This is a genomic window from Brucella sp. IR068, from assembly GCF_049065885.1.
Taxonomy (GTDB): Bacteria; Pseudomonadota; Alphaproteobacteria; order Rhizobiales; family Rhizobiaceae; genus Brucella; species Brucella intermedia.
In genome coordinates this window covers 310,082-323,645 of the sequence record NZ_JBAKHE010000005.1, presented here as the reverse complement: position 1 = coordinate 323,645, position 13,564 = coordinate 310,082, and the positions used below count along the sequence as shown (strand labels likewise).

The following is a 13,564-nucleotide window of genomic DNA, read 5'->3' as shown; positions in this document are numbered from 1 at the left end:
CGGGCTATCAACCTCCGAAGCTCAGCTTGAGGATCGCAAAAATGCAGGCGAAGCCGACAACAGCCGTAAAGAAGCTGTTCAGCATCACCAGCACGACCTTCATGCCTTCGCCATGCACATAATCTTCGATAATGACCTGCATGCCCAAACGCATGTGATAGACGCCGGTCAGGACGAACAGCGCCATCACGATTGCAGTGAATGGATGCGACAATGCAGCCCGGACTTCCGCATAGCTTGCGCCATTGAGCGAAACGACCAGACCGATGAAAAACATGACCAGCGGCACGAGGGCGACCGCGCTCAGGCGCTGATACCAGAAATGGCCGGTGCCTTCCTTGGCCGATCCCAGACCCCGGACCTTGCCGAGCGGGGTACGCATATCCTTGTTCATACCGTTCATGAAACCAGCTCCCCTTAGCGCACCGAATAGGCGACGACCCAGACGAGGATCGTGGCGATGACGGAGAATACGACGGTCGTCCAGGCGATCCTGGAAGCGGTGTGCTTTTCAAGGCCTGCACCCGTATCCCAGATCAGGTGGCGGACACCGCCGGCCAGATGGTGCAGAAGCGCCCAGGTATAGCCGAACAGGATCAGGCGGCCGATCCAGGACGAGAACAATGCATTGACGGTGTTGAAGCACTCTTCGCTGACCGCAGCCGAAATCAGCCAGGCCGCCAGCAGCAGGGTGCCGAAGTAAAGTGCGCCGCCTGTGATGCGATGGACGATGGACATCGTCATCGTAATGACCGGCTTGTAGATAGACAGGTGCGGCGACAAAGGACGCTGGCGCGTTACAGTCGGTTGTGTCATGGCTCTGTAGGCTTCCCTGACGTTTCTCTCCGGCCACACCCGGCTGACGATCATCAGCAAGGCAGCCGGGTTGCGGGTTCTCCCGAACCCTGGTTCGATGCCGTCCGAGACACAGGGAACCGGACTTTACGATCCCGCGCCGGTACGACCCAAGAAAATATGGCTGGACCGTGGCGTACGGCCCTATGTGGCGCTTTCTACTGCGCTTTTACCATCACGTCAAAGAAGCTTTTTCACGAAAAGACTAACAATTGGTCGCACCTGGGCGACACATTCGCGTGATTGCGGCATTCAAACGATTGAAGACCGCAACCGGCAAAAACATGTGTAATTTCATCAACTTTCAGGAAATCGATCAGTTGCCGAATCGAATCACATAGCTCGACCAGTCGGCAGCCGTGGCGATCTGTTCATAGAGCTTGCGCCCGTCTTCCGGAACGCGCGGGGCATTCAGCACCAGCTTGGACCAGCTGCGCTCCTCGGCCTTGTCGGCAAGGACGTCGATCAACGCCTTGGCGATACCCTTCCCGCGATGATCGTGGTGGACATAGATATGATCGACCTGTCCTGCACGCAGGCCCGTCACCGGTTCGGGCAGATCGTAGAAGATCACGAAGCCGACCAGATTTCCGTCGACCCGGGCCCCCAGCGTTTCAGCGGCGCGGTCCTGAAGCAGGTGCTCGGCATAAAAATCATCGGGGCGGCGTGGCGCACCGCGCTTCAGCGCCTGCGCGTAGCTTGCCAGCAGCGGCGCGAACTCATGGGCATCCCGCAGATGGAGGAGCGCAATATCGACGGCATGATCTTTGGTCATTGGACGTTCCTTGGCGTTTCCAGTTCTTCCATGCGCCGCCTGCGAAGCAGCAGCGCACCGGAAGACCGGTTCGATTGTAGCCAGCACGGATGACAAAGGTAAAGAAAGAGTTAAGATAGTCCTCATTCTCTTGGTGGTCACGGACGATGAGGCTCGAACAACGATGGCAAAACGCAGACCGGCAATGCTTGGCGTGGTTGTCGTCGGGGCGCTTGCACTGACCAGCCCCACGCTGGCCAGCGATGCGATGCGTTCCATCGATGCATCGGGGAACCTCGTCATCCAGATGCCGGATAATGGTGCCAGAATCATCCGGGTCGGAACCGTGCAGCCTGTTTCTGCGCCGCCGCAGCACTTGCGGATAATTTCTGCGCCACGCGATAATGCCATCGCCCACATCGTGGCCAAGCCCAACAGCAATTGCGAAAGCGCGGTCGTGCTGCGTGGACGCTCTTTCATGTATGGGATCGACCGCGGGGAAACGCCGGTTCTGGATCATCCGGGTTGCCGCTACGAACAGCGTCGTTCAGCGCCCGGTCATTGAACGAAGTTCCAGAACGTTTTCATCCACCAGTATCGGAAGCGCGCTGCGGACGCAGTTGCGCCCTCCCTTCTTCGCCTCATAAAGCGCACCATCCGCGCGCTTGTAGAGATCGGAAAACACGTCATCGAATTCCATTTCCGCGATGCCGAAGCTCGCGGTAAAGACAATTGCGCCATTTCGCCCGGGAATATGGATATCGCGGCAGACAAGCCGGGCCTTTTCCGCGAATCGCCATGCTGACTGGATCGTGTTTCCCGGCAGGATGATCGCAAATTCCTCACCGCCTATGCGGGCCGAAATTCCGTTCTTACCGTTCGCTGCCTTGCGCAGTTCGGCAGAGAACGCCGCAATGACGCGATCTCCCAGCGCATGGCCATGCGTATCGTTGATCGCCTTGAAATGATCGATGTCGCACAGGACCAGCGACAGGGCCTGCCGCATGCGCTTCGACTTTTCAATTGCGGCTTCGGCGCGAAACTCGAAACCGCGCCGGTTGAGCAATCCCGACAGCTGGTCCGTCTCGGAGCGTATCAGCATATTGGCGATCAGTTCCCGCATCAGGCTCAACAGCAGGAGCAAACCACCAGCAACGGAAAGAGCCGCCCCGATGGACTGCGAAAACATCGCATAGGTCGTATCGATGTAATCTCTCGGTTCTACGCCTGTCCCTCCCGCCAGCATGGCGATGACCGGCTTGAACAGAAAATGGAGGGCGCTGATGCTGAACAGCACCACCATCAAGGTATCTACGCCGTTGCGATCCACCCGCAGGATCACCCACACCGCTAGAAGCAGAATGAGGAAATAAGGCGTCTGATAGAGAAGCATGCCGAGCATCTGGCTGCGGGCGACGTCATATATGCCGTAAACCATCGCGAGCGATGCAACAGTCAGAACTCCGAGCGCGATCCACGGCACGGGCCGGGCATACATGCGTGCCAGACCGATGACCAGACAGGACAATGCCAGATAGTAGGTCGTGAAGGCGAGCATATAGCCCACGCGGGGATTGGGAATGGAAGGCATGGCAAGCTCTGTGAGGAAATAGAGCATTGCGAAAATAAAGCCGAAGGCAAAGACGGGCGCCGCCGCATTATCCCGCGCGTATACGGCTATGCCGAGGAACGCGAAAGCAAACAGACCTGAAACGGTCATGTTAATCAGAAGGATAAAGTCGGCTCCATTCATCGATTCTCTTCCCATGCCGGCTGTCAAAGTCTTCCCAGACGCCAGCCACCCCACCCCTCCATACAATCAAAGCGTGAAAAACATGCTAATATACATCTAAAGAAAAACCGCCGGGGATGAACCGGCGGTTTGATCAGTTGAAAGCCTGCGGGGGAACCTTAGTTCCACTCGCGAATGTCGACGAAATGTCCGGCAATCGCGGCAGCGGCTGCCATGGCTGGCGACACGAGATGCGTGCGGCCCTTGAAGCCCTGGCGTCCTTCGAAATTGCGGTTCGAGGTCGATGCGCAACGCTCGCCCGGCTTCAGGCGGTCGTCATTCATGGCAAGGCACATCGAGCAGCCCGGCTCACGCCAGTCGAAACCGGCTTCGATGAAGATCTTGTCCAGACCTTCGGCTTCCGCCTGTTCCTTTACCAGACCAGAGCCCGGTACGATCATGGCGCTTACGCCGGCGGCAACCTTCTTGCCAGCGGCCATGCGGGCGGCATCGCGCAGGTCTTCGATGCGGCCATTGGTGCACGAGCCGATGAACACGCGGTCGATCTTGATGTCGGTCATCTTGATGCCCGGCTTCAGGCCCATATAGTCAAGCGCACGCCACTTCGATGCACGCTTGGTCTCATCCTTGATCTCGTCGGGATTCGGAACGATGTCGGTGACGAAGACCACGTCTTCCGGCGAGGAACCCCAGGAAACGACCGGCGAAATCTTGGCAGCGTCCAGTTCGACGATCTTGTCGAAATGCGCCCCTTCATCCGAATGCAGCGTCTTCCAGTAGGAAATCGCCTGTTCCAGCGCTTCGCCCTTCGGCGCGCGCGGCTTGTCCTTGATATAGGCGAAGGTCGTTTCGTCCGGCGCGATCAGGCCGGCGCGTGCGCCGCCTTCGATCGACATGTTGCAGACAGTCATGCGGCCTTCCATCGACAGGGAGCGAATGGCATCGCCCGCATATTCGATCACATAGCCAGTGCCGCCTGCGGTGCCGATTTCACCGATGATGGCGAGCGTGATGTCCTTGGCGGTGACGCCGGGCGCCAGCTTGCCATTCACACGCACCAGCATGTTCTTGGCTTTCTTCTGGATCAGCGTCTGGGTTGCCAGAACGTGCTCCACCTCGGACGTGCCGATACCGTGCGCCAGCGAACCGAAAGCGCCGTGCGTGGACGTGTGGCTGTCGCCGCAGACGATGGTCATGCCCGGCAGGGTGAAGCCCTGCTCCGGACCGACGATGTGCACGACGCCCTGACGCTTGTCGCGCTCGGAATAATATTCGACGCCGAAATCGGCGGCATTCTTCGCCAGAGCCTCGACCTGAATGCGGCTTTCCTCGTTCTTGATGCCGTTGATGCGGTCCGGCGAGGTCGGCACGTTGTGATCGACAACGGCCAGCGTCTTTTCAGGATGGCGCACCTTGCGGCCAGCCATGCGCAGGCCTTCGAAAGCCTGCGGGCTCGTCACTTCGTGCACAAGATGGCGATCAATATAAAGGAGGCAGGTTCCGTCTTCCTGCTGATCCACTACATGGTCGTCCCAGATCTTGTCATAAAGTGTACGCGGCGCGCTCATTGCGAGAGGTCCTTTGATTAGTTCGAGAGCATTTCCAGCAAAATGTGAAACGGGTTTTGCATGGGCCAATGCGTGAAAAAAACAGCCAGAGCGATTCCTGCGCTTCAAGCCTTGGCTGGAACCGCTCTAACTTCCTGTCATATGCACCCGCCGTCACGCTTCGTCAAGAAAGTGAAACCGCAACAGGGTGTCGCAGTAACAATCTTGCGAGATGTTGGCGGAAATATGCGATATGTTACGCAACCCTTTGCTTTTGGCAAATAAAAAAGGCGACCCAAAGGCCGCCTTTTCCAAACAGATCGCTGTGAAACTTATTCAGCAGCAGCCTTGGCAGCTTCGGCCTTGGCAGCGGCAGCCTTGTCGGCTTCGCGCTCGGCCTTGGTGCGGTTGTCTTTCTTTTCAGCGATACGGGCAGCCTTGCCCGTGAGGCCGCGCAGATAGTAAAGCTTCGCGCGACGAACCTTGCCGCGGCGAACCAGTTCAACGCCTTCTACGATCGGCGAGTAAACCGGGAATACGCGCTCCACGCCTTCGCCGTAGGAAATCTTGCGAACGGTGAAGTTTTCGTTGAGGCCAGCGCCGGAACGGGCAATGCAGACGCCTTCATAGGCCTGCACGCGGGTACGCGTACCTTCGGTAACGCGAACCTGAACGCGAACGGTGTCACCTGGCTGGAAATCCGGAAGCTTGCGCTTTTCTTCGATCTTTGCTGCCTGTTCGGCTTCAAGCTGACGAATGATATCGGTCATCGTCTTTCTCCTTCTGAATTCTTCTCAAACAGTCAGAGCGCTCTGCACTTGCCACCAAGCAATCCTTGGCCCTGTGGCTATGCCTTCAAATTCAGGCAGGAGCGGTACACCATTTATTGGTTTAGGACGTATCGGGCTTTGCCCGAACGGGATATTACAATGTCGGGACTAGCCCGAACTGGCGCGGCAATACACCATTGCCGGCGATGAATCAATATCAGGACGCCAAAATCGCCTCAGATGCGGCCCAGATGCGTATCCTTGAAACCCGATCCATATTTGAGGCCGAAACCGAGTGCGCGGTCGACGCCGATATGCACGGCCCAGATCAGCGCAATTGCAAAGCAGAGCGGCCAGTTCATGGCCCAGCCGAACACCGCCACAAACACGACGCCGATCCAGCTATGGGCCATATTGTAGATGACCGCGCCGGTACGCGGCCCCTTCATATAGCCGAAGAATGAAAGATCGGGCGCAAGGATGAGGATGGCAAACAGCCACCAGCTCGCGCCGCTGACCCAATAGGCTCCGAGCGCCAGCAGTGCGAGAGAAAGACTTTCGAGCCGCTGGATCAGATTCATTTGCGCTTGCCCTCGCCATAGGCTTCCCAAAGATCGGGACGCCGCTCCCTGGTGATCCGTTCCGCCTGCTCGTGTCGCCATTTGTCGATGGCGCCATGATTGCCCGACGTCAGGATTTCCGGAATCGATCTTCCTTCCCATACCTGCGGGCGGGTATAATGCGGATGTTCGAGCAGGCCGGTCTCGAAGCTTTCCGTCTCGCCGGATTCGCGATTGCCCATCACGCCCGGCAAGAGCCGCACAACAGCATCGAGCAGCACGATGGCCGCAGTCTCTCCGCCCGACAGGATGTAATCGCCGATCGAAACTTCCTCGAGATCGCGCGCTTCAATGACGCGCTCATCCACGCCTTCGAAACGACCGCACAGAATGATCGCGCCCGGCCCGTCGGCCAGTTCGCGCACGCGCTTCTGTGTCAGCGGTTTTCCGCGCGGGCTCATCAGGAGCATCGGGCGGCGACCGTCGGCGACTGAATCCAGTGCACGGGCGATAACATCCGGCTTCATCACCATGCCGGCGCCGCCGCCAGAAGGCGTGTCATCCACCATACGGTGCCGCCCTTCCGCAAAGTCGCGAATCTGCACCGCATCGAGCCGCCATTTCGCTTCAGCGAGCGCCTTGCCGGCAAGCGAGGCGCCAAGCGGTCCGGGGAACATTTCCGGATAAAGCGTCAGCACGGAGGCATGAAAGAAACCGGCCTCGTCCGTGACCTTTGGAACTTCGGTCATCACTTCTTCGGCTTTTTCTTTTCGCCCTGCGGGCGCTCGTCCTCATCCTCGGCGATCAGTCCGGCGGCATGGGGTTCGACCAGCAATATGCCCTTGTCGAAGTCGATCTCCGGTACGGCCGCTTCCGTGAACGGAATGAGCATGGGACGCTTGCCCTTTTCGGAAAGCTCGATGAGATCGCCGCCGCCGAAATCGAACAGGGCGCTCACCACGCCATAGGACTTGCCTTCCGCATCGACCGCCAGCAAGCCGATCAGATCGGTCTGGTAGAATTCGTCTTCGTCCAGTTCGTCATCCGGCAGTTGCGAGCGGTCGATGAAAAGCGCGGTCCCGTTCAGCGCCTCGGCCGCATTGCGGTCGTTGATGCCCTTGAAACGCACGACCACGACCGTCTTGGCCGGGCGCGCTTCCAGAACTTCGTAGCTCTTGCCCTGTTCGTCATAAAGCAGGCCGTAATCGGCGATGGCCAGCGGATCGCCGGTAAAGGTCTTCACTCGCACTTCACCGCGCGTGCCATGGGCGGCACCGATGACGGCGAGTTGGATCGGGTTTTCTGGACGCGGCATTGCCAACCTTGTTTTTTGCTGCACGGAGAGAACTATTTTTCGTTCAATAGCTCTTTCGTTGGCCTTTTTCACGTCATTTCGTCACAAAAGCGCTCTTCAACCCACGAAAACCAGCCGGTAACCTATCGCTGGCAGACTGCCTTGCGAATCCAGAGTGAACGATCGGCCCGATTATGACGACGAACAGCGAATTTCTGATCCCTGCCCGCGCCGACCTCGCAGCCGCCAGGGAAGAATGGCTGAAGACGCTGAAAGATGCGCGGCGCCTGTCGGAAAATACGCTTGATGCCTATGAGCGCGATACGCGCCAGTTTCTCAATTTCCTGACCGGCCATCTGGGCGAACCGCCGTCGCTGAAGGATGTCGGCAATCTGCGGATCGCCGATCTGCGCTCGTTCCTGGCCAGCCGCCGCAACGAAGGCGTCGGCGCGCGAACGCTGGGGCGCGGACTTGCGGGCGTGCGCTCGCTGCTGCGTCATCTGGAAAAACGCGGTCTTGCCAATGCCGCAGGCGCGAGCGCGATGCGCGCGCCGCGACAGCCGAAATCACTGCCCAAGCCACTGACCGCCGAAGATGCCCGCCGCGTGGTTGCCGCCGACGGGCAACTGGCGGAGGAGCCATGGATTGCCGCGCGCAACGCCGCCGTTCTGACCTTGCTCTATGGTTGCGGCCTGCGCATCTCCGAGGCGCTCGGCCTGACGGGTGACGCATTATCCGACAGCACCGCCCTTTCCATCACCATTACCGGCAAGGGCAACAAAGCCCGCCTCGTGCCGTTGCTGCCGGTGGTGCATCGCGCTGTAGCGCAGTATCGGACGCTTTGCCCATTCGATCTTTCGGCCGACAAACCGCTGTTTCGCGGCGCCAAGGGCGGCATTCTTCATGCGGCGATCATCCAGCGTGAAATGCAGAAACTGCGCGCTGGCCTTGGCCTGCCGGACAGCGCGACGCCGCATGCGCTGCGCCATTCCTTTGCAACGCACCTTCTGGGACGCGGCGGCGATCTGCGCACCATTCAGGAACTGCTTGGCCACGCCAGCCTTTCCACGACACAGGTCTATACCGGCGTGGATACAGAGCGATTGCTGGAAGTTTACGACAAGGCGCACCCGCGCGCTTGATATTGGTCTGGCATCCGTGAAAACCGGCTCTATATTGCCCTCATGAAAAAGCTGTTTCTGACCCTTCTCCTTGCCTGTCTTGCAGGCTCCATCGCCGCTCGCGCCGACAATGCCCCTGCCGCGGCTACCTGTACCCCACACGGCGTCAACCTCATGGAAGGACTTGAGGCGAAAGACCCGGTTAGCTGGCAGGAATTGCAGCGCGAAGCCGATAAGGTTCCCAATCGCACGGGGCTCCTCTGGAAAATCGAGAAAGAGGGCATCGAGCCATCCTATCTCTTCGGCACGATACATTTTTCCGATCCCCGCGTCATGACATTGCCGAAAGCGACCGACACGGCCTATCGATCGGCGAACACGGTTGTCGTGGAAACGACGGATATGCTGGACCCGAAGTTTTTCCTGCGTGTCAGGCTCGAACATCCCGACCTGCTGCTCTTCACCGATGGCACCACGCTCAAATCCCATCTTCCCGCAGAGCAGCGTGACGAGATCGAACGGAAGCTTGCAGAACGCGGCATCATTCTCGACGCGGTCGCCACAATGAAACCCTGGGTCCTATCCAGCCTGCTGACGTTTCCCAAATGCGAGAGACAGCGCAAAAGCGAGGGCGAGAAATCGCTCGATGAAAAGCTTGCTCTCGACGCGCAGGCCGAGGGCCGCGATGTTCAGGGCCTTGAAAGTGCGGAAGAACAGCTCCTGGCGATGAGCCGGATGCCGCTCGATTTCCATGTCCGCAGCCTTGTGGCTACCATCGATTATGGTGACGGGATCGAGAATGCCATGGAGACAATGACTGCACTTTATCTCAAGGGCGAGATCGGGATGATCATGCCGACGCTCCGGAAGATTGTTCCCGACAACCTTTCCGACGAGGACTATGATTTATTTCTAAAATATCTCATTTCGGACCGCAATCACGTCATGGCTGATCGCGCCGTCCCGATCATCGACAAGGGAAATGCCTTTATTGCCGTTGGCGCGCTGCATCTGCCGGGCGCGGATGGGGTAATCGAATTGCTGCGTGCAAAGGGTTATCGGGTGGTTCCGCTATAATCGTCGATAGAGCATTTCCGGTGTTGCAGGAAATGCTCTAGCCGGCTTTCAGGTCCGTGATGCTGTTCTCGATGGCGGTTATATTGAGTTCGAGTTCGGCAATCTGTCTCAATATGGATTTTCCCGGAAGCGCTTCTTCCCGAGCCGCCTCATCCAGAAGCTTGAACTGTTCATCGCGCAGAAGCGACGAAAGTTTCTCGAAGCGTTCAATGGTTTTCAGGTTTTCTTTCGACGGCATAATGTCATTCCTCAAAATTTCGGCGTCGTCTCTGATCGCTTGTAACGATCCTGCCTTATCAGTGCTTTACAGTGATAAAGCCCGGATAGCCAGTTGATCGATCATATTTTCGATCAGCAGATCGCATCCGTGATTGGATATACATAAATGATGCGCAGTTTCTCTTGCGTTAACACCAGCGCCGCCGCCCCGCTCCGCACGTCTATTCGTACTGGCTCGTACGCATATTAGCGCTTCTGGAACTATCCGCTCTTTTTCGCATTGATATACACCGGGTTTGTTATTGCAGCGCATGACGGCACGCATTCGAGGCGGTCGGAACATCGATTGCCCGAGGACCACACGCAATGCCCGGCCAACTGTCACTTCCCGACTGTCGTTTCGATGGCGGAAGGGACCATTGGAGGACCCGATATGGTTGACCCCCTCGACCCGCGAAACAATGACCCGCGGAACAACGACCCGCGCACGACAACCGACCCCAGGCTTTCGACCCATCCGGGATGCCGCCGCCACCGCCCGCGCGCGGCGGAAGCGGCTATCTGCTTGGCGCGGTGCTGCTGGCGGCGATAATCATCCTGGCTTATTTCTTTTACCGCAACGGCAGCGGGACAGACACAGCCGCTCCACCTTCGCCTCCCCCTGCGACGCAGAGCGAGCCTGCAACACCTGCTCCGGCTCCCCCGGCCAGCCCGCCAGCGCAAAACTAGAGCGGTTCCTGTTCTGACAGAATCGTCGGAAATGCTCTAGACATCGAAAAAAGGCCCGCATCTGCGGGCCTTTTGCAGTTCCATATAATGGCCGATCACATATGGATCGGCTTGGCGAAGGTCGCCAGGGCGGATTCGCGCACGGCTTCCGACATAGTCGGATGCGCGTGGCAGGTGCGGGCCAGGTCTTCCGACGATCCGCCGAACTCCATCAGAACAGCCAGTTCGTGGATCATTTCGCCGGCATTGTAGCCGAGGATATGAGCGCCCAGGACGCGGTCCGTCGCCTTGTCGGCGAGGATCTTCACGAACCCGTCCGTGTGCAGCATGGCGCGTGCGCGACCATTGGCCGTGAACGGGAACTTGCCGATCTTGTATTCGATACCGGCAGCTTTTAGCTCTTCTTCGGTCTTGCCGACGGAAGCCACTTCCGGCTGCGTGTAAACGACGCTCGGAATGACATCGAAATTCACGTGACCGGCCTGACCGGCAATGATTTCGGCAACCGCAATGCCTTCGTCTTCGGCCTTGTGCGCCAGCATCGGACCCTGCACCACGTCGCCAATGGCATAGATGCCTTCGACATTGGTACGCCAGTGACCGTCGATGGCAACGCGGCCGCGATCATCGACATTCACGCCAGCTTCCTGCAGGCCGAGACCGTCCGTGTAAGGACGGCGGCCGGTCGCAATCAGAACGGCATCGGCTTCAAGCGTTTCAGCCGCGCCACCCTTTACCGGTTCAACGGTCACTTTCGCGCCCTTACCTGCCTTCTCCACGCCGGTCACCTTGGCGCCGAGCTTGAAGGCAATGCCCTGCTTTTCGAGGAGACGCTGGAACTGCTTCGACACTTCGCCGTCCATGGGCCCGAGCACCTTGTCGAGATATTCCACGACCGTTACCTTGGCGCCGAGACGCGCCCAGACGGAGCCAAGTTCGAGGCCGATCACGCCGCCGCCGACGACGATCAGGCTGCCCGGAACCTTGTCGAAGGAAAGCGCGCCGGTCGAGGAAACGATGACTTTCTCGTCAATATCGACCTTGACGCCGGGAATGCCGGCGACGTCGGAGCCGGTGGCGATGATGATGTTCTTTGCTTCGATTTCCTCGACCTTGCCGTCTTCGGCGGTCACGGAAACCTTGCCCTTGGCTACGATCTTGCCGGTGCCGATGAAGGACGTGATCTTGTTCTTCTTGAACAGGAATTCAACGCCGGTGACGTTGGACTTCACGGTCGCATCCTTGTGCGCCAGCATCTTGCCCAGATTGAGCTTCGGCGTCACTTCCACGCCGAGCGTATCGAAGGAATGACCGGCTTCGGCAAAAACTTCCGATGCATGCAGCAGCGCCTTGGAGGGAATGCAGCCGATATTCAGGCAGGTGCCACCGAAGGTCTTGCGCTTCTCCACAACAGCAACGGAAAGACCAAGCTGTGCAGCCTTGATCGCGGCGACATAACCGCCGGGGCCCGTACCGATGACAACCACATCGTATGACATTGAACTATCCTTCTTCAGTCTGTCCTGAACGCTTTCGGGCGACCCGGTTCATCCGGCGATGCCCTTCATCCGCTATTATTCACATGCAACCGGCATTTTTCAGGAGCCGGTCATTCCTGGTCGGGCGTGCATCCCTGAAAGCGGAACACTTCCCACTGCAGCGGCTTTTCGGGTTTTGCCGCTCCAAAATCATAACCGTCGAGCGCCGTCACCAGATCGGGCAGCAGGATCGCCTGCGCCGCCGGTTCTTCCGCCTTGGGCAGCACCTCGGCTTCCGCGCCTTCCTTCAAGGCATAGATGACGCTCTGCCAGATGCTGCAATCGTCGAGGTCTTCCGGATTGGAACCATCGCCCTTGCAGTTGAAGGTCAGCAAGGCATAGGGGCGCGCCACGCCCTCCTCCGGCCAGATCACCATGCCGCTCAGCTTGAACTCCGGCTTGTCGTTGGCCGTGATGGTGAATTCATTGGTCGGCGCCGGTGTCATTTTCAGATCATTCGGCTGCTCCGGACGGAAGGTCAGCGTGTAGGCATCGTCGCGATCGCGATAAATCGCGCGGTTCTGCGTACAAGCCGCCTGAACGGCGGTGGAGAACACCGAAAGCGCGAGCGCGGCAAAGGCGGTGGTCCTGAAAAGCTTGTGTGCAATATGCATCTGTCGGTTCTCCCTGGGTGTTCCGGCTGAGCTTTTCCGGCAGCGAATCCTCGGCTTGCGAAGATAAGGATTACATAGCCTTTTCGGTGGCAAGTTTAAGCCCCAACGCGATGAACACAACTCCGCTGGCGCGATCGATCCACTTCGAGGCGCGCGAGAAGGCCGCGCGCATCTTCGGTGTCGTCATGAAAAGGCTGACGCCGACGAACCAGGAGATCAGCGCGGTCGCCATCACGACGCCATAACCGAGCTTCACCTCCGTCGGCGTATGGGCATGAACGACCGTGGAGAAAATCGACAAAAAGAAGAACACTGCCTTGGGGTTCAGCGCATTGGCGGCAAAGCCGAGGCCGAAGGCCCTGGCGAAGCTCTGCTGCTTGCGCGGCTCCTTTGGCGAAGCCTCCACGTCGATCTTCGTCGTGCCAGCTCGCAGCGCCTTGATGCCGATATAGACCAGATAGGCCACGCCGCACCATTTGACGATGTTGAACAGGTAGATCGACTTGGAAATGATGAGCCCGAGCCCGAGCACCGTATAGGTGACATGCATCATCAGGGCGGTACCGATACCGAAGCTCGTGATGATCGCTTCACGGCGGCCATGCAGCAGCGATTGCCGGATGACCATCGCAAGATCAGCGCCGGGGGAAACGATGGCGAAGACGAAGATCGCCATCAGGGATGCAAGTTCGAAAAGATAGGGATGCATCGTGTTTCCTTCGTTGCGCGTGTT

General features: G+C 58.5%; 16 protein-coding genes. 3 read left to right on the top strand and 13 right to left on the bottom strand.

All coding sequences use genetic code 11. The features are described from left to right. Nucleotides 1–7 precede the first annotated feature (7 nt). From sdhD to ACOWVS_RS11255, 3 genes are all read right to left on the bottom strand, one after another. A complete protein-coding gene (gene sdhD / locus ACOWVS_RS11265) occupies nucleotides 8–403 on the bottom strand; it encodes a succinate dehydrogenase, hydrophobic membrane anchor protein (protein WP_021587476.1) in 396 nt (131 codons plus the stop codon). A gap of 14 nt (nucleotides 404–417) precedes the next feature. Beyond that, a complete protein-coding gene (gene sdhC / locus ACOWVS_RS11260) occupies nucleotides 418–816 on the bottom strand; it encodes a succinate dehydrogenase, cytochrome b556 subunit (RefSeq protein WP_006470953.1) in 399 nt (132 codons plus the stop codon). Nucleotides 817–1,171: 355 nt separating this feature from the next. Further along, nucleotides 1,172–1,630: a GNAT family N-acetyltransferase gene (locus ACOWVS_RS11255; protein ID WP_006470954.1), complete on the bottom strand. Its 459-nt coding sequence runs from the start codon at nucleotides 1,628–1,630 to the stop codon at nucleotides 1,172–1,174. A 163-nt stretch (nucleotides 1,631–1,793) separates the two neighbouring features. Between ACOWVS_RS11255 and ACOWVS_RS11250 the strand changes: the two genes are divergently transcribed. Then, nucleotides 1,794–2,174, top strand: a complete 381-nt coding sequence (locus ACOWVS_RS11250; RefSeq protein WP_230349483.1) for a hypothetical protein — start codon at nucleotides 1,794–1,796, stop codon at nucleotides 2,172–2,174. Here the strand turns inward: ACOWVS_RS11250 and ACOWVS_RS11245 are convergent. The 6 genes from ACOWVS_RS11245 to rimM form a co-directional block, all read right to left on the bottom strand. Continuing rightward, nucleotides 2,157–3,362 carry a GGDEF domain-containing protein gene (locus ACOWVS_RS11245; protein ID WP_006470955.1) on the bottom strand — a complete coding sequence of 402 codons (1,206 nt, stop codon included), beginning with the start codon at nucleotides 3,360–3,362 and terminating at the stop codon, nucleotides 2,157–2,159. The genes ACOWVS_RS11250 and ACOWVS_RS11245 overlap by 18 nt on opposite strands. 158 nt (nucleotides 3,363–3,520) lie before the next feature. Continuing rightward, complete coding sequence (gene leuC / locus ACOWVS_RS11240; protein WP_006470956.1) at nucleotides 3,521–4,930, bottom strand: 3-isopropylmalate dehydratase large subunit; 1,410 nt, start codon at nucleotides 4,928–4,930, stop codon at nucleotides 3,521–3,523. Between the two features lie 311 nt (nucleotides 4,931–5,241). Next, nucleotides 5,242–5,679, bottom strand: coding sequence for a 50S ribosomal protein L19 (rplS, locus tag ACOWVS_RS11235; RefSeq protein WP_006467977.1), 438 nt, complete (start codon nucleotides 5,677–5,679; stop codon nucleotides 5,242–5,244). A 236-nt stretch (nucleotides 5,680–5,915) separates the two neighbouring features. Then, nucleotides 5,916–6,260 (bottom strand): DUF4260 domain-containing protein, encoded by a 345-nt coding sequence (locus ACOWVS_RS11230; RefSeq protein ID WP_021587480.1) that lies wholly within the window; start codon nucleotides 6,258–6,260, stop codon nucleotides 5,916–5,918. Further along, on the bottom strand, nucleotides 6,257–6,988 hold the full coding sequence (gene trmD / locus ACOWVS_RS11225; protein ID WP_063619762.1) for a tRNA (guanosine(37)-N1)-methyltransferase TrmD: 732 nt from the start codon (nucleotides 6,986–6,988) through the stop codon (nucleotides 6,257–6,259). Before trmD ends, ACOWVS_RS11230 begins: the two co-directional genes overlap by 4 nt. Continuing rightward, nucleotides 6,988–7,554: a ribosome maturation factor RimM gene (rimM, locus tag ACOWVS_RS11220; protein ID WP_063619763.1), complete on the bottom strand. Its 567-nt coding sequence runs from the start codon at nucleotides 7,552–7,554 to the stop codon at nucleotides 6,988–6,990. Before rimM ends, trmD begins: the two co-directional genes overlap by 1 nt. Nucleotides 7,555–7,727: 173 nt before the next feature. Here rimM and ACOWVS_RS11215 point away from each other — a divergent pair, with 173 nt between their 5' ends. Both ACOWVS_RS11215 and ACOWVS_RS11210 read left to right on the top strand, forming a co-directional pair. Beyond that, the gene (locus ACOWVS_RS11215; protein WP_006467980.1) at nucleotides 7,728–8,675 is read left to right on the top strand and encodes a tyrosine recombinase XerC; all 948 of its coding nucleotides are present in this window, start codon (nucleotides 7,728–7,730) and stop codon (nucleotides 8,673–8,675) included. A gap of 42 nt (nucleotides 8,676–8,717) precedes the next feature. Beyond that, nucleotides 8,718–9,731, top strand: coding sequence for a TraB/GumN family protein (locus tag ACOWVS_RS11210; RefSeq protein WP_063619764.1), 1,014 nt, complete (start codon nucleotides 8,718–8,720; stop codon nucleotides 9,729–9,731). Nucleotides 9,732–9,768: 37 nt separating this feature from the next. Here ACOWVS_RS11210 and ACOWVS_RS11205 read toward each other — a convergent pair whose 3' ends face one another. The 4 genes from ACOWVS_RS11205 to ACOWVS_RS11190 all read right to left on the bottom strand — a co-directional run bounded on the left by ACOWVS_RS11205 (nucleotide 9,769) and on the right by ACOWVS_RS11190 (nucleotide 13,540). Further along, the gene (locus tag ACOWVS_RS11205) at nucleotides 9,769–9,969 is read right to left on the bottom strand and encodes a hypothetical protein (RefSeq protein WP_006470960.1); all 201 of its coding nucleotides are present in this window, start codon (nucleotides 9,967–9,969) and stop codon (nucleotides 9,769–9,771) included. A gap of 805 nt (nucleotides 9,970–10,774) precedes the next feature. Next, entirely contained in the window at nucleotides 10,775–12,178 is a 1,404-nt protein-coding gene (lpdA, locus tag ACOWVS_RS11200; protein WP_075041803.1) for a dihydrolipoyl dehydrogenase, read from the bottom strand. Nucleotides 12,179–12,288: 110 nt separating this feature from the next. Beyond that, nucleotides 12,289–12,831, bottom strand: a complete 543-nt coding sequence (locus ACOWVS_RS11195) for a hypothetical protein (RefSeq protein ID WP_063619766.1) — start codon at nucleotides 12,829–12,831, stop codon at nucleotides 12,289–12,291. Nucleotides 12,832–12,901: 70 nt separating this feature from the next. Beyond that, nucleotides 12,902–13,540, bottom strand: a complete 639-nt coding sequence (locus tag ACOWVS_RS11190; RefSeq protein WP_063619767.1) for a LysE family translocator — start codon at nucleotides 13,538–13,540, stop codon at nucleotides 12,902–12,904. Nucleotides 13,541–13,564 lie beyond the last annotated feature (24 nt).

What these genes read in the sequence shown, in the direction of transcription:
- sdhD (WP_021587476.1), bottom strand. Translation starts at nt 403, where the DNA reads ATGAACGGTATGAACAAGGATATGCGTACCCCGCTCGGCAAGGTCCGG.
- sdhC (WP_006470953.1), bottom strand. Translation starts at nt 816, where the DNA reads ATGACACAACCGACTGTAACGCGCCAGCGTCCTTTGTCGCCGCACCTG.
- ACOWVS_RS11255 (WP_006470954.1), bottom strand. Translation starts at nt 1,630, where the DNA reads ATGACCAAAGATCATGCCGTCGATATTGCGCTCCTCCATCTGCGGGAT.
- ACOWVS_RS11250 (WP_230349483.1), top strand. Translation starts at nt 1,794, where the DNA reads ATGGCAAAACGCAGACCGGCAATGCTTGGCGTGGTTGTCGTCGGGGCG.
- ACOWVS_RS11245 (WP_006470955.1), bottom strand. Translation starts at nt 3,362, where the DNA reads ATGAATGGAGCCGACTTTATCCTTCTGATTAACATGACCGTTTCAGGT.
- leuC (WP_006470956.1), bottom strand. Translation starts at nt 4,930, where the DNA reads ATGAGCGCGCCGCGTACACTTTATGACAAGATCTGGGACGACCATGTA.
- rplS (WP_006467977.1), bottom strand. Translation starts at nt 5,679, where the DNA reads ATGACCGATATCATTCGTCAGCTTGAAGCCGAACAGGCAGCAAAGATC.
- ACOWVS_RS11230 (WP_021587480.1), bottom strand. Translation starts at nt 6,260, where the DNA reads ATGAATCTGATCCAGCGGCTCGAAAGTCTTTCTCTCGCACTGCTGGCG.
- trmD (WP_063619762.1), bottom strand. Translation starts at nt 6,988, where the DNA reads ATGACCGAAGTTCCAAAGGTCACGGACGAGGCCGGTTTCTTTCATGCC.
- rimM (WP_063619763.1), bottom strand. Translation starts at nt 7,554, where the DNA reads ATGCCGCGTCCAGAAAACCCGATCCAACTCGCCGTCATCGGTGCCGCC.
- ACOWVS_RS11215 (WP_006467980.1), top strand. Translation starts at nt 7,728, where the DNA reads ATGACGACGAACAGCGAATTTCTGATCCCTGCCCGCGCCGACCTCGCA.
- ACOWVS_RS11210 (WP_063619764.1), top strand. Translation starts at nt 8,718, where the DNA reads ATGAAAAAGCTGTTTCTGACCCTTCTCCTTGCCTGTCTTGCAGGCTCC.
- ACOWVS_RS11205 (WP_006470960.1), bottom strand. Translation starts at nt 9,969, where the DNA reads ATGCCGTCGAAAGAAAACCTGAAAACCATTGAACGCTTCGAGAAACTT.
- lpdA (WP_075041803.1), bottom strand. Translation starts at nt 12,178, where the DNA reads ATGTCATACGATGTGGTTGTCATCGGTACGGGCCCCGGCGGTTATGTC.
- ACOWVS_RS11195 (WP_063619766.1), bottom strand. Translation starts at nt 12,831, where the DNA reads ATGCATATTGCACACAAGCTTTTCAGGACCACCGCCTTTGCCGCGCTC.
- ACOWVS_RS11190 (WP_063619767.1), bottom strand. Translation starts at nt 13,540, where the DNA reads ATGCATCCCTATCTTTTCGAACTTGCATCCCTGATGGCGATCTTCGTC.